This window comes from Myceligenerans xiligouense (assembly GCF_003814695.1).
Taxonomy (GTDB): Bacteria; Actinomycetota; Actinomycetes; order Actinomycetales; family Cellulomonadaceae; genus Myceligenerans; species Myceligenerans xiligouense.
The window spans coordinates 1,915,681-1,932,825 of the sequence record NZ_RKQZ01000001.1; the positions used below are offsets into that span (position 1 = coordinate 1,915,681).

At 72.7% G+C, this 17,145-nt stretch carries 14 protein-coding genes; 4 read left to right on the forward strand and 10 right to left on the reverse strand.

Going from position 1 to position 17,145, the window contains the following annotated elements; genetic code table 11:
* Positions 1-187 precede the first annotated feature (187 nt).
* From dxs to EDD34_RS08205, 4 genes are all read left to right on the forward strand, one after another.
* Entirely contained in the window at positions 188-2,104 is a 1,917-nt protein-coding gene (dxs, locus tag EDD34_RS08190) for a 1-deoxy-D-xylulose-5-phosphate synthase (RefSeq protein ID WP_123814130.1), read from the forward strand.
* Between the two features lie 100 nt (positions 2,105-2,204).
* On the forward strand, positions 2,205-3,041 hold the full coding sequence (locus EDD34_RS08195; RefSeq protein ID WP_123814131.1) for an NRDE family protein: 837 nt from the start codon (positions 2,205-2,207) through the stop codon (positions 3,039-3,041).
* Between the two features lie 38 nt (positions 3,042-3,079).
* The gene (locus tag EDD34_RS08200) at positions 3,080-5,332 is read left to right on the forward strand and encodes a DEAD/DEAH box helicase (protein WP_123814132.1); all 2,253 of its coding nucleotides are present in this window, start codon (positions 3,080-3,082) and stop codon (positions 5,330-5,332) included.
* A 172-nt stretch (positions 5,333-5,504) separates the two neighbouring features.
* Positions 5,505-5,753 (forward strand): excisionase family DNA-binding protein, encoded by a 249-nt coding sequence (locus tag EDD34_RS08205; RefSeq protein ID WP_170177005.1) that lies wholly within the window; start codon positions 5,505-5,507, stop codon positions 5,751-5,753.
* Between the two features lie 99 nt (positions 5,754-5,852).
* Here the strand turns inward: EDD34_RS08205 and EDD34_RS08210 are convergent, their stop codons facing one another.
* The 10 genes from EDD34_RS08210 to EDD34_RS08255 all read right to left on the reverse strand — a co-directional run bounded on the left by EDD34_RS08210 (position 5,853) and on the right by EDD34_RS08255 (position 17,116).
* Positions 5,853-6,173: a hypothetical protein gene (locus EDD34_RS08210; protein ID WP_123814134.1), complete on the reverse strand. Its 321-nt coding sequence runs from the start codon at positions 6,171-6,173 to the stop codon at positions 5,853-5,855.
* Positions 6,170-6,832, reverse strand: coding sequence for a hypothetical protein (locus EDD34_RS08215; protein ID WP_123814135.1), 663 nt, complete (start codon positions 6,830-6,832; stop codon positions 6,170-6,172). Before EDD34_RS08215 ends, EDD34_RS08210 begins: the two co-directional genes overlap by 4 nt.
* Positions 6,833-6,902: 70 nt before the next feature.
* Positions 6,903-7,832 (reverse strand): hypothetical protein, encoded by a 930-nt coding sequence (locus tag EDD34_RS20870; protein WP_211341527.1) that lies wholly within the window; start codon positions 7,830-7,832, stop codon positions 6,903-6,905.
* A 97-nt stretch (positions 7,833-7,929) separates the two neighbouring features.
* Entirely contained in the window at positions 7,930-9,606 is a 1,677-nt protein-coding gene (locus tag EDD34_RS08225) for an NAD-binding protein (RefSeq protein ID WP_170177006.1), read from the reverse strand.
* 267 nt (positions 9,607-9,873) lie between these two features.
* On the reverse strand, positions 9,874-12,018 hold the full coding sequence (locus EDD34_RS08230; RefSeq protein ID WP_123814137.1) for a 3-hydroxyacyl-CoA dehydrogenase NAD-binding domain-containing protein: 2,145 nt from the start codon (positions 12,016-12,018) through the stop codon (positions 9,874-9,876).
* Positions 12,015-13,268 carry a thiolase family protein gene (locus EDD34_RS08235; RefSeq protein WP_123814138.1) on the reverse strand — a complete coding sequence of 418 codons (1,254 nt, stop codon included), beginning with the start codon at positions 13,266-13,268 and terminating at the stop codon, positions 12,015-12,017. Before EDD34_RS08235 ends, EDD34_RS08230 begins: the two co-directional genes overlap by 4 nt.
* A gap of 264 nt (positions 13,269-13,532) precedes the next feature.
* Positions 13,533-14,633 (reverse strand): lipid II:glycine glycyltransferase FemX, encoded by a 1,101-nt coding sequence (locus EDD34_RS08240; RefSeq protein WP_123814139.1) that lies wholly within the window; start codon positions 14,631-14,633, stop codon positions 13,533-13,535.
* 43 nt (positions 14,634-14,676) lie between these two features.
* Positions 14,677-15,915, reverse strand: a complete 1,239-nt coding sequence (locus EDD34_RS08245) for an HRDC domain-containing protein (RefSeq protein ID WP_123814140.1) — start codon at positions 15,913-15,915, stop codon at positions 14,677-14,679.
* Complete coding sequence (locus EDD34_RS08250; RefSeq protein WP_342774811.1) at positions 15,912-16,532, reverse strand: DUF3000 domain-containing protein; 621 nt, start codon at positions 16,530-16,532, stop codon at positions 15,912-15,914. The genes EDD34_RS08245 and EDD34_RS08250 overlap by 4 nt, the downstream gene beginning before the upstream one ends.
* Before the next feature lie 140 nt (positions 16,533-16,672).
* Entirely contained in the window at positions 16,673-17,116 is a 444-nt protein-coding gene (locus EDD34_RS08255) for a DUF805 domain-containing protein (RefSeq protein WP_123814141.1), read from the reverse strand.
* Positions 17,117-17,145 lie beyond the last annotated feature (29 nt).

Below are 17,145 nucleotides of genomic sequence, written 5' to 3' on the forward strand. Positions count from 1 at the left end.
TGCCAGACTATGGCCGTTGGGTGACACTGGTGTGGAACTCGGGGCGCGGAGTTCGTCCGGCCCGGCCCGGGTACGTACGATGACACCTTGCCGTGTGTGGCGCAGTGGTCGCCGGCGCGGTGCAGGGGGACGACGACGAGTGTGCGCGCCCGGCCCGCAACGGACGGGGCCGCGGGGAAGGAACGACATGGCACTGCTGAGCGGCATCAGCTCGCCCGAGGACGTCCGGAAGCTGACGCCCGGCCAGCTCGGAGAGCTCGCGCAGGAGATCCGCGACTTCCTCGTGGAGAACGTCTCCCGCACCGGCGGGCACCTCGGCCCCAACCTCGGCGTCGTCGAGCTCACCATCGCCATGCACCGGGTCTTCTCCTCCCCGCGCGACACCCTGGTCTTCGACACCGGCCACCAGTCCTACGTGCACAAGCTGCTCACCGGGCGCCAGGACTTCTCCCGCCTGCGGCAGAAGGGCGGCCTGTCCGGCTACCCGTCCCGCACGGAGTCCGAGCACGACGTCGTGGAGAACTCCCACGCGTCCACCGCCCTGTCCTGGGCGGACGGCATCGCCAGGGCGAACGTCGTCTCCCGCCGCCACGACCGCCACGTCGTCGCTGTCATCGGCGACGGCGCCCTGACCGGCGGCATGGCCTGGGAAGCCCTCAACAACATCGCCGAGAGCCCGGACCGCCGCCTCGTCATCGTGGTCAACGACAACGGCCGCTCCTACTCGCCCACGATCGGCGGTCTCGCGAACCACCTCGACACGCTGCGCACCACGCAGGGTTACGAGGCGTTCCTCGACTGGGGCACCCGCACCCTGACGCGCTCCGGAGCGCCCGGACGCTTCGCCTGGCGCTGGATGCACGGCTTCAAGAAGGGCATCAAGGACGTCATCGCGCCCCAGGGCATGTTCGAGGACCTCGGCATCAAGTACATCGGCCCCGTGGACGGGCACGACACCGCCGCCATGGAACACGTCCTGCGCCGCGCCAAGGCGTACGGCAAGCCCGTCATCGTGCACGCCATCACCGAGAAGGGCCGCGGCTACAAGCCCGCGGAGGAGGACATCGCCGACCGCTTCCACGCCGTCGGCGTCATCCACCCGGAGACCGGCCTGCCCGTCGCGCAGTCCCGGTTCGGCTGGACCAAGGTGTTCGCCGACGAGATCGTGCGGATCGGCCGCCGTCGTCCCGACGTCGTGGCGATCACCGCCGCCATGCTGCACCCCGTCGGCCTCGCGCCGTTCGCGAAGGAGTTCCCCGAGCGCACGTTCGACGTCGGCATCGCCGAGCAGCACGCCGCCACCTCCGCGGCCGGCATGGCGTACGCCGGGCTGCACCCGGTCGTGGCCGTCTACGCCACCTTCCTCAACCGGGCGTTCGACCAGGTCCTCATGGACGTCGCCCTGCACAAGGCCGGCGTCACGTTCGTGCTCGACCGCGCCGGCATCACGGGCGCGGACGGCGCCAGCCACAACGGCATGTGGGACATGGCCATGCTCCGCGTCGTCCCCGGCCTGCGCCTCGCCGCCCCGCGCGACGAACCCACCCTCCGCGCCGCCCTGCGCGCGAGCGTCGACATCGACGACGCCCCCACCGTCGTGCGCTACCCCAAGGGCGCCATCGGCGAGGACATCCCGTGCGTCGAGGAACTCGACGGCGTCGACGTCATCGGACGCCTCGCACCGAAGCCCGGCGGCGTGACCGCCCGCGCGGGCGCCGCGCCCGCCGCCACCCGGCGCGTCCTCGTCGTCGGGATCGGCGCGATGGCCCAGGCCGGGCTCGACGCCGGCGCCGCGCTCGCCGAGCACGGCCTGGAGGCCACCGTCGCCGCGCCCACCTGGGTGCTGCCCATCCCCGCCGCCCTCGTCAAGCTCGCCGGGGAGCACGACCTCGTCGTCACGATCGAGGACGGCCTGTCCGACGGCGGCGTGGGCGCGCTCCTCGCGCAGCGCGCCGGCGAGCAGGGCATCCGCACCCGGCACGTCCACGTCGGCCTGGACGCCGCGTTCCTGGACCACGCGAGCCGCGAGCAGATCGCCGTGTCCCAGCGCCTGACCGCTGCCGACGCCGTCCGCGACACGCTGGCGGCGCTCGCGGAGTGCTGAGCGCGTCCTGGCAACCGTTCACGACACGAGCCGTGCGGTTGGGAGCCGGCCCGCTGCGGGAGCATCGAGGCCCGGCCCGGTGAGCGCGTAGGCTCGCCGCGTGTGCACCGTGCTGTTGCGTCTCGATCCGGCGGCCGACTGGCCGCTCCTGCTGGCCGCCGTCCGGGACGAGGTGGCCGACCGGCCGTGGGAGCCGCCGGGGGAGTACTGGCCGCAGGAGGCCCCGGGCCTGGTGGGCGGCCGGGACCTGGTGGCCGGGGGGACGTGGCTGGCCGTGCGCCGTGGCGGCTCGAGCGAGCCGGGTGGGCCGGGTCGGCCAGGTGTCGCCGCGGTGCTCAACGGGAGCTTCATGAACCGCCTCGACCAGTCCTCGCCGGGCAGCCCGCCGTCGTCCACGAGACCCAGCCGCGGGCGGCTGCCCCTGCGGGCGCTCACGTCCGGTGTGCCGGAAGCCGACCGGTTGCGTGCGTACGAGGTGGTGCACCTGCTGGTCGCCGACGCGGACGGTGCGCGGCTCGTCTCCTGGGACGGCCACGAGGTGACCGACGTCGAGATCCCGCCCGGTGACCACATCGTCACGAACGAGGGGCTCGACGTCGTCGACGATCCGCTGGTGCCCCACTTCGCGCCGCTGCTCGGCACGGCCGGCGGGCCGCGACCGGACGGGCCCCGGCCCTCGTCTCCGGACGCCGCGCGCGCGTCGCGGATGCCCGCCCCGACCGCGGAGTGGTGGGGCGGCTGGACGGAGCTGCTGCGCGGCGACGCACTGGCGGAGGACGACCCGCGGGCCCTGCTCGTGCGGCACGAGCTGCCCGACGGGCGGGTGTTCGCGTCGGTGTCGGCGACCCTGCTGGCGCTCGGCCGGGAGCCGGGCCGCGTGCGGATGGACTTCACGGGGACGCCGTCGGACCCGGACTGGAAGCGGATCGTGATCTGATCGGGAATGTCGGACACGGCGGGTACGCTGGCGCCGCGATGACTGAGACTTCCCAGGGTGTTCCGATCAAGAGCCGCGAGGCGCGACGGGTCGTGGAGGAGGCGACCGCCCGGCTGGCGGACGCACGCCTGCTGCTCGCCTCCGACGGGCCGTATCGCGACAAGGTGCGCGAGACGTATCTCGCCGCGCGGCAGGTGCGCGTGCAGACGGAACTGCGCACGGTGGGCGTCGAGGAACTCGAGAAGCGGCGCAAGAAGCTCCGGGTCGCGGTGCTGCGCAAGAAGGGCTTCCGCGACGTCCCGCAGGTGCTGGAGGCCGGCGTCGACGGGCTGGTCGAGGCCGGCATCGGGGAGACGACGGCGCGTCCGGCGTTCGCGGCGGCCGCCGAGCTGTCTGACGAGGTCGACGCGGACCTGCGCTTCCGGATCGACGTCGACCCGGACGACCCGTACGCCACCGACCTGGTGCGGTCCCTGCGGATGTTCGGCGTCGTCACCGACGCGCGGCACCGGCACTACGACGACTCGCGACGCCTCCACGCGGTCCTCCCGCAGTACATCGCCTCGGCGCAGGCCCTGACACGGTGGTGGCGGCGTCTGCTCGCGGACACGGGCCGGCGGGCGGAGGCGTCCGCCGCGATCGGCGCCCTGCGCAACGCGCTCGCGGCGTCGTCCCCGGATCTGGCGGCCGCGGCGAGCCAGGTGCGGACGATCGTCGGGCGGCGGGGCGCGGCCGACGTGTGGGAGGACTTCGAGCGGCGGTCCGCCGAGTACTACGGCCTGCTCAGCCAGGTGGTGGACCTCGGCGACGACCATGAGGCGGCCGAGGGCTTCCTGCCGGCCGACGTCGTGCGACGGGTCGAGGCGCAGCCGCTGGACCGCTCCCTCCTGCACGCCAACCTGCGCGCCTACCAGGCGTTCGGTGCGAAGTACGCCCTGGTGCAGCGCCGCACGATCCTCGGCGACGAGATGGGTCTCGGCAAGACGATGCAGTCCATCGCGACGATGACCCACCTCGCGGCCACCCGGCCCGACGACGACGGCCCGGCGCACTTCCTCGTGGTGTGCCCGGCGAGCGTGGTCACCAACTGGGCCCGCGAGGTGACCACGCACTCCCGCCTGAGGGCCGTCGTGATGCACGGCGGCGACCGGGACGCGGCGGCGCGCGCGTGGGCCGAGGCGGGCGGGGTCGGGGTGACGACCTTCGAGATGCTCGGGCGACTCGACCTGCCCGCCGACCTGAGCCCCACGCTCATGGTGGTGGACGAGGCGCACTACGTGAAGAACCCGGAGACCCTGCGGGGGCAGACGGTCCGCTCGTGGTCCGACCGGGCCGACCGTGTGCTGTTCCTGTCCGGCACGCCGATGGAGAACAAGGTCGCGGAGTTCAAGGCGATGGTCGGCTACCTGCAGCCGTCCGTGGCCCGGCAGCTCGATCCGAACGCCGACCTGTCCGGCGCGCAGGCGTTCCGGCGCATCGTCGCGCCCGTCTACCTGCGCCGCAACACCGAGGACGTGCTCACCGAACTGCCCGACCTGGTGCAGGTCGAGGAGTGGGAGGAGTTCGGGACCGTCGACGGCGCCGCCTACGGGCGGGCGGTCGCGGAGGGCAACTTCATGGCGATGCGGCGCGCCGCGTTCGCCGTCGAGCGCGCCGACGACTCCGCGAAGCTCGTGCGGCTGCGGGCGCTCGTGGACGAGGCCGCGGAGAACGGCCGCCGCGTCATCGTCTTCTCCTACTTCCTCGACGTGCTCGAACAGGTGATGGAGATGCTCGGCGACGTCGCCGCGGGGCCGCTCACCGGGAAGGTGAAGATCTCCGAACGGCAGGAGATGGTGGACAGCCTGTCGGCGCCGGACGGCCCCCGCGTGCTCGTCAGCCAGATCACCGCCGGGGGCGTCGGACTGAACGTGCAGGCGGCCTCCGTGGTGATCTTCTGCGAACCGCAGGTCAAGCCCACCATCGAGGCCCAGGCGGTGGCCCGCGCGCACCGCATGGGGCAGACCCGGACCGTGCAGGTGCACCGCCTGCTCGTGGCCGACTCCGTGGACCAGCGCATGATGGAGATCCTCGACACCAAGGCCGCGCTGTTCGAGCAGTTCGCGCGGCAGTCGGAGATCACCGAGACCTCGGATCTCGCGGTCGCGGTGAACGACCCGGCCGCGGGCGTGCCCTCCGAGGGCGAGCTGGGCCGGACCATCGTCGCCCAGGAACGGGAGCGGCTCGGTGCCACCGGAGGGCTCGGCGGGGCCGGGCGGAGCGGCGACACGGAGCCGGTCGGCGTGCGGTGAGGGCGAGCGGCCGGCAGGCGCTGACGGGCAGCGGCCGGTGCGCGCGAACGGGTCCTGGCGAGGACCACCCGGACCCGGGGCCCGGGTGAAGGTGGAAAACCTTTTCTAAAGGACTCGGGTTTCGTAGCGTTTCGACTGGACTCGTGGTGCCCGGTTGCGCGAGACTTTTCCTGTGAGCGAATTCACACAGCAACCAGCATCCGACTCCCCGTCCGGCGGTGACGCCGCCCCGCACGGTGAGGACCTGACGGCGGCCGAGGCGGCCCGCCGGCTCGGCGTCTCGTCCCTGCACGTCATCGACCTGCTGGAGGCAGGCGAGCTCGACTTCCACATGGTCGGCTCGGACATCTGCTTCGACGCGGCCGAGGTCGACAGCTACAAGGCCGACCGCGCGTCCCGTGAGAGCCTCGTCGGCGCCTGACCCGTCCACCCGCGAGGGCCGCTGTCATCGCGCCGCGAGCGGGCGGTGCCGGCACGGCGGCCCACGGCGGTCCCGGGTGTCACCCGGGCGCGCGACTTGTCACCGGTCCCGGCGGCGGATCTCCCCGTAGCGGGACCACTTGCCGACCGCGCGGAAGAACGCGAAGACGCTGAACGCGCCGCCGAGGATCACCGGAACCCAGGGGAACGGGTCACCGGCGTCGAACCCGCGGAAGTTGTCCTCGTACCCGCCCGCCTGAGCGGTGGCCCAGCCGCCCCAGGTGAGGCCGATGACGAACAGCCCCACCCCGATGAAGAACGTCCACATCATCGCGACGCGACGCGCCCCGTCCGGGCTGTCGGGGTCGACCCGCTTCGCCGGGCCCTGTCCGTCGCCGGGGCCGTTCGTGCGGCCGCTCATGCCGCGAGGCCCTTCGCCACCACCTGGAAGGTCGGGTCGGCGTCGATGACGACGGGTTCCGGCATGGCGTCCGGTGTGCCGCTCGTGAACTCCCAGGTGTCCTTCTCGTCGACCCGGATGGCCGCGGCGCGCGTCGTCGTCCCCGTCGGCTCCAGCACGCGGACGGTGCCCGCGAACGGGCGCTCCGGCACGTCGTCGAAGGCCGCCTTCACGTAGTCGGAGGCCAGCTCCGACAGGGCGCGGTCACCCGGCAGGGGCAGGGCCAGCCAGATGCCGTACGGCTTGGGCTCGAGAAGCGCCGTACCCGCCGGGCTCCTGAGCAGGACGGCGGCGTGCGCCGAGTCCCCGGCGCCGCCGGACGCCTCGACCCACTCGGTCGCCTGGTTCATGACCGCCGTCAGGGCGAGGACCTTGCCCTGGGGAGTGAGCTGCTGCTCGGCCTCGTTCGGCACGGCCAGCTTGCGCACGACGAGCGAGCTCACGCCCGCGGAGAGCAGCGGCGAGTCCTGGGGGATCTCGGGAAGGTGCAGCGCGTTGCGCGTGCCGGCGGCGCCGGCGTCGTCGGTTCCGAGCGAGAGCAGGGTCAGGATCTCGAACCCGGTGAGCTCGATCGCGACGTCCTGCTGACCGGCCGCCGGGCCAGGCTTCACTTCGTTCATCGTTCTTCCTCCTCGTGCGGCCATGGTGCGCCGGTGGTGCGTGCGGGGTCAGCGGGCAGTGCCGGAACCGTCACCACGGGGTGATGTCCGAGATGAAGTCGCCCGCGCCCTCGAGCAGGTCCCCGCCAGCATCGTAGATGTCGCCCGCCACGTCCGTGGCGCCGTCCCACACGTCGCCGGCGGTGTCGCCCACCCAGCCGGCGGCGTCGCCCGCGGTGTCCCAGGCCCATTCGTTCACGTCGGTGGCCAGGTTCCACGCGGCCTCGGTGATGTTGCCCTCGATGAAGATGTCCGCGACCGCCCACGCGGCGCCGGCGCCGAGGATGGCCCAGCCCACGGGGTTGGAGACCAGTGCCGCGCCCGCGAGGACGGCGCCGAGGCCCAGGCCGGCGGTGATCGCGCCGTCGCCCACCTTCCACCAGTCGCCCTCGGCGATGCCCTGGCCGATGGTCCAGCCGCCGAGCGCGACGCCCGCCCAGCCGATGGCCTTCCCGGCCCAGCCGAAACCGGCCGGGATGTCGTCGGCGAGCCCCCACAGGCCGGTGCCGTAGCGGTAGGCGGTCTCGGCGATGAACTCGGTCGCACCGGCGACGCTTGCCCACCAGCCGGTCTCGCCGACCAGGTCGTTCAGCCAGTTGTCGTTCTCGACGGCCGTGCCGGTCCCGGAGCCGGAAGCCCCCGGGAACGGATTGATGCCCGGGTACGGCCCGCCGATGATGCCGCCGTCGTACTGGTTGCTCGTCTCGTCCTGGGCCTCGGCGTTGCGCACGACGGCGTCGGCCGCGACCCGGAGGGAGTCGGCGGCGTCGCGCAGCCCGGGGGCATGGCTGCCCTCCCACTCCTCGCGGAACATCTCGCCGCTGGGGCCGAACCACGGGATCTGGTCGACCGAGCCGGCGATCACCTGGACCGCGGCGCCGAGCTGGTTCGACTTGTCCTCGAACACGGTCGCCAGCGCGCGGAGCTGCTCGATGTCCGCGCCGTACATGTTTCCGCTCACACACTTGCTCCCGGTTCGTACCGATCCACTCCAGCGAGTTCACTATAGGCCCGCCGGTCCGAGGTCGGTATGGGGAAATCTCCCCACGTGCGGTAGGTCACTGGTCCGGGCCCGCGGTCCGGGCGCGGAGGCGCTCCAAACCCGTGCGCGTCGCGATGACGATGAGGTGGTGGTTGTGCGGGAGCGGGGTGGTGGGCGCGGGCCAGTACACGTCGGTGGCGAAGCCCTTCTGCCGGCGGCGGGCCGCGAGCAGGCGCACCTCGCCCGGGACGTCCACCTCACGCGCGGGGCGCTGCTCGAGCTCGCAGTGCGCGTGCATCGGGACCTCGGCGACCAGCAGGACGCGGTCCCGGAACGGCACGGTGTCGAGCACGTCGGGCCCCATCACCGAGGCCGCGAAGGCCGGGGAGGCGAGCGCCGACGCACTGCGTGCCGCCGAACCGGGGATGAGGCCCTGCACGCGCCGGGCGAAGCCCTCGTCGAAGAGGCGCAGCACGCGGCTCAGCCGGCCGGCCCCCGGGTCGCGGTCGATGGAGTCCGCGGCGATGCTGATACCGATATTGGCGACGTCGTCGCTGGTCATCGCCATCACCGCACGGGCGGTGCCTACCTGGGCGGCCTTGAGCACGTCGGTCCGCCTGCCGTCGCCGATCACCACGGGAACGCCGTGCTCCCGGGCGAACGGGATGCCGCGCGAGCCGTCGTCGCGCAGGTTGACCGCGACCACCGGGATACCGCGCTCCAGGAGGGTGGCGAGCACCCGGGTGCCGACGTCGCCCAGGCCCACGACCACGACGTGACCGGACATCGGGGATCCGGGCCCCGACGTGGCCGCCGCGAGCCGTGCGCGGACGACGGCGTCCACGAGCGCGGCCGTGAGCAGCGGGATGACGGCGACGCTGATCAGGGTGACGACCACCTGCACGCCCCGCGTGACGAACCGGGCCTCCTCGTCCGGGTCGGCGCCCGCGAGGGTGTCGAGGACGACCCGGTAGAGAGCGGTCGTCCAGTGCGCCGGCTCGGTGAGGGACACGAGGGTCGTCCCGGCGACGATCACGAGTGCCAGGACGGCGAGGGCGTACCAGACGTACCGGTTCAGGTTCTGCCGCACGAAGTACCACACGCGCCCGTTCGGCCGGCGCACGCGCTTCGAGGGCTCCGGGTCGGGCGGCGCGTCGGCGACGGCGATCCTCGGTTCCAGCCCGGTGTCGTCGTCGGGCAGCACGACCGCCTCCTCGCGGTCGAGCGCCGCGAGCGTGAACAGCGGCCGGCCGGGCAGCTGGCTCGGCCTGCCGACCACCAGGTCGATGCCGGGCACCTCCAGGTGCCGGGCCTCGCCCAGCGCGAGCGCGACGAGCGACGGGGCCGCGATCTTCGACGCGGACAACACGTCGCAGTTCGGCAGGTGGTCCGCGATGCCGGCGCCGAGTTCGTCGTCGAAGAAGCGGACCACGAGCCGTACGCCCGGCTTCAGCTCGTTGACCAGCAGGGCGGTCTCGATGTTCCCCGCGTCGTCCTGGTCGAGCAGCGCGACGGCGTCCGCGTCGTCGAGGCGGGCACGCCGGAAGGCGTCGGCGTCGGGCCGCACCGACTCCACGATGCGCACGTGGTCCCGGGCGGCCATCTGGGCGCCGTGCTTCGAGCCCGCGGAGGGCAGGATCACGGTGACGTCGCCCTGGTAGCGAGTGCTGAGCGCGAACGAGACGCGGAACGCGAGCGGGCCGTCCCCGCAGACGACGAACTGCGGGCGCTGCGGGCGCTTCGCGATCACCATGGCGGGACGATATCGCGACGACAGGGCCCAAAGCGCAAAAAATGCGGCTTCCGGGCTTCCGGGCTTCCGGGCTTCCGGCTTCCGGGCTTGCGGCTTCGGGGCAGGGGAGGTGCTGGATGGGGATGCGGTCGGCCGCATGTCGAGCCGTCGGTCCGGTGTCCGTGCGGTCGGCCTCCTGAGAGACCGACCGCGCGGACAACGAACCGACCGCACCGACGCCACCGACGCCACCGACGCCAGGTCGGTCAGGGGCGGTCGGTCAGGGCATCAGGCCGGGACGTTCGCCACGCCGTCCGGGAGGAAGCGCCGGCCCAGAACCTTCTCGCTGTAGCCCGTGCGGTCCAGGTACGGCGTGATACCGCCCGTGTGGAAGCCCCAGCCGGCGCCGAGAATCATGCACAGGTCGATCTGCTGCGGACCGGCGACCACGTGCTCGTCGAGCATGAGTCCGATCTCCGTGGCGGTCGCCGCGAGGACGGCGTCGAGGACGCCCGGCCCGTCGAGCACCGGAGTGCCGTTGCGGCCCGTCGTGCCCGGTTCGAGCGCCTCACCGAACGAGGCCTGCACGGCGGGGTCGACCGGCTTGGGCAGGCCCTTGGCGGGGGCGTCGAGCACGATCCGCGTGCCCTCGGCCACGATCTTCTTCAGGCCCGGCGACGTCGGGATGCGGTCCCCGAGGTCCTCGCGCAGCGAGGTGAGCACGTGGTCCGCGACGGCGGGGCCGACCAGGTCGGTGAGCTCGAACGTCGGCATCGGGAAGCCCAGGGGCGCGAGCGCGCGGTCCGCGACCTCGACCGGCGTGCCGTTCTCGATCGCCTCGAGCACCTTGCCCATCACGAGGATGAGGAGGCGGTTCACGACGAAGCCGGGGCGGTCGCCGGCCAGGACGGCCGTCTTGCGCAGCTTCTTGGTGATGCCGAACGCCGTGGCCAGCGCCTCGTCGGAGGTCTTCTCGGCGTGGATCACCTCGACCAGCGGCATCTGCGCGACCGGGTTGAAGAAGTGGATGCCGACCACGCGCTCGGGGTGGGCCAGGTCGGCCGACATCTCGGTGACCGACAGGGCCGACGTGTTGGTGGCCAGTACCGCCTCGGGGGAGATGATGCCCTCGAGCTCGGCGAACACCTTCTTCTTCAGGCCCATCACCTCGGTGACGGCCTCGATGACGAAGTCGCACGAGGCGAACTCCTGGATGTCGGTGGTGCCGGACACCGACGCGACGATGCGCTTGGCGGCCCCCTCGGCGAGCTTGCCGCGCTTCACCAGCTTCTCGGCCGTGCCGCGCACGAACTCCAGGCCCTTGTCCACGCGCTCCTGGTCGAGGTCGCGCATGACCACCGGCACCTGCAGCCGCTGGGCGAACAGGAACGCGATCTGCGCCGCCATGAGACCGGCGCCGACGATGCCGACGCGGGTCACCGGGCGGGCGAGCTTCGGGTCCGGCGCGCCGTGGGGCTTCTTGCCGCCGGAGACGAGGTTGAACGCGTACACGCTCGCCCGCATCTCGTTGGACATGATGAGGTCGGCGAGGGCCTCGTCCTCCGCCGCGAACGCCTCCGCCCGGGTGGCGTCGCGGGCTCCCGTGACGAGGTCCAGCGCGCGGTACGGGGCGGGGCGGGAATCGCCGATCGTCGCCTTCAGGTGCTGTCGCACTCCCGAGGTGACGGCGTCCCACACGGGCTGCGGGTCCAGCTCGCGGCGAGCGACCTCGACCTCGCCGCGGAGCACCTTCGTGGCCCACAGGATCGACTGCTCCAGGAAGTCGGCGGCGTCGAACTGCGCGTCGACGAGACCGATCTCCAGTGCCTCAGCGGGCTTGAACGGCTTCTGCGCCGCCGGCCGCGTGAAGATGACGTCGATCGCCTTCTCGATGCCGACCAGGCGTGGCACGAGGTAGGCGCCGCCCCACCCCGGCACGAGGCCGATGGAGACCTCGGGCAGCCCGAGGCCGGGCGCGTCGGACGCGACGGTGCGGTAGTCGCAGTTCAGCGCGACCTCGAGGCCGCCGCCGAGTGCCAGGCCGTTGACGAACGCGAAGGTGGGGACACCGTGCTGCTCGCGCAGGTCGCCGAGGATCGAGTAGGCCCGGTGCCCGGCGCGGCCGAGCTCGAGCGCGTCCTCGCGGCTGGAGATGGCCTGGGCGCCCTTGAGGTCCGCGCCGGCGGCGAGGAAGTACGGCTTGCCCGTGACGGCGACCGCGGCGAGCTCGCCGGCCGCGGCACGCTCGCGCAGTCCCTCCAGCGCGGCGGTGAGCTCGGCCATGCCCTGCGGGCCGAGGGTGTTCGGCTTGGTGTGGTCGAAGCCGTTGTCGAGCGTGACGAGGGCGAGGGTGCCGGCACCGCCGGGGAGGACGACGTCGCGGACGAGGGCGTGGGTGACGCGCTCGGCGGGGGCGTTCTCGGTTGCGGTCACTTGTCGTTCTCCTCGCTGCTGGTGTGGCCGGAGTAGTCGGCGTGGTGCGGGTTCTCCCAGATGACGGTGCCGCCCTGGCCCAGACCCACGCACATCGTGGTGATGCCGTAGCGCACCTCGGGGTGCTGCTCGAAGTGGCGGGCGAGCTGTGTCATGAGGCGCACGCCCGACGACGCCAGCGGGTGGCCCATCGCGATGGCGCCGCCGTACGGGTTGACGCGCGGGTCGTCGTCGGCGATGCCGTAGTGGTCCAGGAACGAGAGCACCTGCACGGCGAAGGCCTCGTTGATCTCGAACAGGCCGATGTCGTCGATGCCCAGACCGGCGCTCGCGAGTGCCTTGTCCGTGGCGGGGACCGGGCCGTAGCCCATGATCTCCGGGGCCACGCCCGCGAACGCGTAGGACACCATGCGCATCCGGACCGGGAGGCCGAGCTCGGCGGCGGTGTCGCCGGCCGCGAGAACCGACGCGGTGGCGCCGTCGGTCAGCGGGGACGACGTCGCCGGGGTGACGCGGCCACCGAGGCGGAACGGCGTCTTGAGATCGGCGATGCCCTCCATGGTGGTCTCGGGGCGGGGCAGCTCGTCGGCGGTGGCCAGGCCCCAGCCCAGCTCCGTGGAGCGGACGGCGATCGGTACGAGATCCGGCTCGATGTTCCCGTTGGCCAGCGCCTTGGCGTACTTGGCCTGGGAGTTCACTGCGAACGCGTCGGCGCGCTCCTTGGTGAGCCGCGGGAACGTGTCGTGCAGGTTCTCGGCAGTGACACCCATGTTCAGCGCCTGCGGGTCCACCAGCTTCTCGGCGACGAAGCGCGGGTTGACGTCCGCGCTGAAGCCCATCGGGTGGCGGCCCATGTGCTCGACGCCGCCCGCGAGGGTGATGTCGGCCGCGCCCATGGCGATGGAACCGGCCGTGGTGGTGACGGCCGTCATGGCGCCCGCACACATGCGGTCGATGGCGTAGCCGGGCACCGTGTTGGGCAGCCCGGCCAGGACGCCGGCCGTGCGGCCGAGGGTCAGGCCCTGGTCGCCCTCCTGGGTGGTGGCCGCGATCGCGACCTCACCGATGCGCTCGGCGGGCAGCTCGGGGTGGCGGCGCAGCAGTTCGCGGATCAGCTTGACGACCAGGTCGTCGGCGCGGGTCTCGGCGAACAGGCCGTCAGGCTTCGCCTTGCCGAACGGGGTCCGGACGCCGTCGACGAAGACGACGTCGCGTACGGTCCGGCGCGTGGGCGCGGATGTGGCCGTCATGGGCAGCTCCTTGGTCGGACGGCGGCGTCCCTCAGCGACGCCGCTCGGTGCTCGCAATACACGCTACCCCGAGTATCGGTAAAAAACCTAGCCCTGACGAGACCGAGTCCACCATCTTGTGAGATGGAGTCTCAGCCTCTGTCGATCCCGTCTCCTGCCCGGCCCGACCGGCCCCCGGCCGCCGGATGCGGAGCGTAGCGAAGCCGCCCGCAGGCGAGGTACGAGCCGAGGACGGCTGAGCCCGGCGGCTCGGGAAAGCAGAGTTCAGTGCCCGCCGCGGAGCTTGCGGACCACCTTCTTGGCGGTCGGCAGCGCGTTGTTCCACGTGCTGTACCAGCGCGAGAAGGGCACGTCGATGCTCCCGACGAGCTCGTCCTCGTGCTTGGCGAAGCCGCGTTTGAAGTTCGAGATGCCGTCGTTCAGCAGGCCGTTGACGTCGTAGCGGATCACGCCGCGCTCCTTCATGGCGCAGATGGCGTGCCACTTCAGGCCGTAGTTGGCCCGCAGGTCCATGCCGTCGTCGTTCATGCCGCCGTACAGCTCGAACGACGTCGTGTTCGACGCCGCGAACCACACGAACGACACGGGACGGTCGTGCGGGCCGCCCTCCGACGAGCGGGCGAAGGCCGCGAAGATCGGCGAGGCGCTGCCGAGCGCGGTCTTCACCAGGTGGTAGTAGCTGTCCGAGTGCAGGCCGAACCCGGCGCGCTCGGCCGTCTGGTGGTAGATCTTGAGGCACGCGTCGATCTCCTTGGCCGAGGTGACCTCGCGGAACTCCAGGTCCTCGCGGAGCGACTTGCGGATGTACTGCCGCGTCTTCTTCGACATGGCGGCCATGAGCTCGTCCTCGCTCTTGCGCAGGTCGAGGATCAGCGTGGAGGGGTACAGCACCGGGTTGGGCGCGTAGCGCCGGTTCGGCAGGTCCGCCCGGGTGCCGACGGGCCAGTCCGGCTCGAGGGTGATGCCGACGCCTCCCACGTTCTCCCGCGCCCAGTCGGTGACGGCGTTGGTGACGGCGTTGCGCGTGGCCGAATCACCGACGCCGAAGACCGCCCGCATGGTGTTGGCCCCGTCCAGGTGCGCCACGACCGGCCCGCGCGGCACGTACGTGAGCGCCTTGAACTGCGCGGGCAGAGGCCGCTCCAGGAGCTGCGCCAGGCCGGCCGTGTGGTCGCCCGCCATGATCCGCAGGCGATGCGCCGTCCACGCCCCGGCCGACTTCACCTCACCCCAGCCCCACAGCTGCAGCGGGTGCCCCCCGAGCCCGTTGACCTCGCGGTCCCAGGCGGCTCGGTCGGTGACGACCTCGACGGAGACGGGGGCGGCGGCTGACGTGGCAGGCGAGGGAGTCGCGGAGGCTGGCATGGTCAGACTCTATCGAGAGGGACGGACATCACGAAGAGTGCGGTCAGCGAATTCCGGTGAGTGTCTCGGCGAGGGGAGCCGCGAGCAGGTCGACCTGCCATTCCCGCGCCCGCCGCCCCCGCAGGAACTCCGCGACCCCGTCGGCGTCGGCCGGCTCCGGCGGCTTCCAGCACAGGCGGCGCAGCGCGTCCGGCTGGAGCAGGTTCTCCACCGGCACGGAGAGCCGCTCGGAGAACCCGGCGAGGAGTTCACGCGCGCCCTTGAGCCGGCGGGCCGCGACCGGGTCGCGGTCGCCCCACAGCCGCGGCGCGGGCGGGCCCTCGGTGCGGGGCCCGCGTACCGAGGGAAGCCGGTTCTCCGGCAGGCCGCGAGCCTCGTCGATGGCCCGCTGCCAGTACCCGGCACGGCGTCGGGTGCCCTTGCCCGCGAACTCGGGCAGCCCGACGAGCTGCCCGGCCGTGCGGGGCATGGCGCGCGCCGCCGCGACGATCGCCCGGTCCGGCAGGACGCGGCCGGGTGAGATGTCGCGCGCGCGGGCCGTCGCGTCGCGCGCCTCCCACAGCGCCCGGACGACGGCGACCTGGCGCGGGTTGCGCAGCACGTGCATCCCCGAGGTGCGGCGCCACGGGTCGACGCGCGGGGGAGGAGGCGGCGCGGTGCGCACGGCCTCGAACTCCTGGGCGGCCCACTCGGCCTTGCCCGCCGCCTCGAGGAGGTTCGCGAGGGTGTCGCGGACCTCCACCAGGACCTCGACGTCGAGAGCCGCGTAGCGGAGCCAGTCCTCGGGCAGGGGACGGGTGGACCAGTCCACGGCGGAGTGCTCCTTGGCCAGGCCGAGCCCCAGCGTCTCGGCGACGACGGCGGCCAGGCCGACGCGTTCGAAGCCCAGCAGTCGCGCCGCGAGCTCCGTGTCGAAGACGCGGGTGGGGGCGAGGCCGTGCTCGCTCAGGCCGGGCAGGTCCTGGGACGCGGCGTGCAGCACGTACTCGGCGTCGCCGACGGCGTCGGCGAGGGGCGAGAGGTCGGGGAGCGCCACGGGGTCGATCAGGGCGATCCCGGCTCCGGCACGTTTGAGCTGCACCAGGTAGGTGGCCTGACCGTAGCGGTAGCCGGAGGCGCGCTCCGCGTCGGCGGCGACGGGCCCGGTACCACGGGCGAACGCGTCGACGACCTTCTCGAGCTCCTCCGGCCGGGTGGTCACGGGAGGCAGGCCCCCGGCCGGCTCCGTCAGCGGCGTGACCGCCGCGCCGTCGTCGGCGCTGGGCGCAGGGGGTTCGTTCATGGACCCACCGTATGCGGGCGCTGGGTACGGTCGGTAAAACGCCTGGTGAGCGGGGTGACCCCGGGCGGCAGTGGAGGAACCCCGGCGGCGGTCGACAGGAGCGCCGTCCACGCCTGCAGGTGGGCGCCGAGGCGCGTGTCGGCGGGCGTCCACGAGGCGCGCAGTTCGAGGTCGACGGCGTCGGGCGTGCTCGCCAGGGCGCCGAAGCTCTGTGACAGGACGCGGGTCACCGTCCCGCCCTCGGCGAGCGTGTCGGTGCCGGGCCGCAGCCCGGCGAGGTGCAGGCACTCGGGGATCCAGGACCAGGCGACGTCGGCCAGCAGGGGGTCGGTGGCCATCTCGGGTTCGAGGGTGGCGCGCACCAGCGTGACGACCCGGAAGGTGCCCTGCCAGGACTCCTGACCCGCGGGATCGTGCAGGACGACGAACCTGCCGGTGGCCACCGGGTCGTCGTCGGCCCCGGCCGCGTCGTCGGCGACCTCGCCGGACAGTGCGACGCTGTACGGGGCGACGCGCACGGGCGCCGCGATCTCCTCGACGTGCACCCCGGGCCGTGCGCCCTGGCCTCGCAGATCGGCGAGGGCGTCCGCGAAGCCGGCCGGCACGTCGTTGCTCACCCACAGCACGTTACGCGCCGCGCGCGCCGGGCCCCGGCAGGCACGCGGACACGGGAGGTCCTCCGTGCCCGGATCGTGACCCCGTGCCCCGCCGTCGGCCGGGGGCCGGGCGAGGCCCGGGCCCCCGGCGTGCCGTGCAGTCAGGCCTGGGCCGGGACCTCGGCGGCCTTCGGGTCGGGGCCGAAGCGGTTGGGGCCGGGGGTGCCGGGCAGCAGCGTGAACACGAACACGATGATCCCACCGACGAACGGGATGAAGCCCAGGAGGAAGAAGAACCCGGACTTGTCGCTGTCGTGCAGACGGCGAATCGTGACGGCAAGGCTCGGTAGGAGCAGGCCCAGCGCGACGATCAGGATGAGCACGTACCCGACGACCATCATGGGCGGCATCTCCGCCACCGCGCCGGGGTTCTCCGTCTGTGCCGCGGTCATCTGGCCGAGCGCCGGGAAGATGAAGATCGCCTCGAGGACGAGCACAACGACCATGTACGCCAGCATGTACCACCAGTACTCCGAGCGGCGGGCACGCCCGTTGAAGTCCGCATACTTGGACAGCACGGTGCGGATCGATTCCATGAACGACATGTGAGACCTCTCTGTAGTCAAGGGCGGAT

What these genes read in the sequence shown, in the direction of transcription:
- dxs (WP_123814130.1), top strand. Translation starts at nt 188, where the DNA reads ATGGCACTGCTGAGCGGCATCAGCTCGCCCGAGGACGTCCGGAAGCTG.
- EDD34_RS08200 (WP_123814132.1), top strand. Translation starts at nt 3,080, where the DNA reads ATGACTGAGACTTCCCAGGGTGTTCCGATCAAGAGCCGCGAGGCGCGA.
- EDD34_RS08210 (WP_123814134.1), bottom strand. Translation starts at nt 6,173, where the DNA reads ATGAGCGGCCGCACGAACGGCCCCGGCGACGGACAGGGCCCGGCGAAG.
- EDD34_RS08215 (WP_123814135.1), bottom strand. Translation starts at nt 6,832, where the DNA reads ATGAACGAAGTGAAGCCTGGCCCGGCGGCCGGTCAGCAGGACGTCGCG.
- EDD34_RS08225 (WP_170177006.1), bottom strand. Translation starts at nt 9,606, where the DNA reads ATGGTGATCGCGAAGCGCCCGCAGCGCCCGCAGTTCGTCGTCTGCGGG.
- EDD34_RS08235 (WP_123814138.1), bottom strand. Translation starts at nt 13,268, where the DNA reads ATGACGGCCACATCCGCGCCCACGCGCCGGACCGTACGCGACGTCGTC.
- EDD34_RS08240 (WP_123814139.1), bottom strand. Translation starts at nt 14,633, where the DNA reads ATGCCAGCCTCCGCGACTCCCTCGCCTGCCACGTCAGCCGCCGCCCCC.
- EDD34_RS08245 (WP_123814140.1), bottom strand. Translation starts at nt 15,915, where the DNA reads ATGAACGAACCCCCTGCGCCCAGCGCCGACGACGGCGCGGCGGTCACG.
- EDD34_RS08255 (WP_123814141.1), bottom strand. Translation starts at nt 17,116, where the DNA reads ATGTCGTTCATGGAATCGATCCGCACCGTGCTGTCCAAGTATGCGGAC.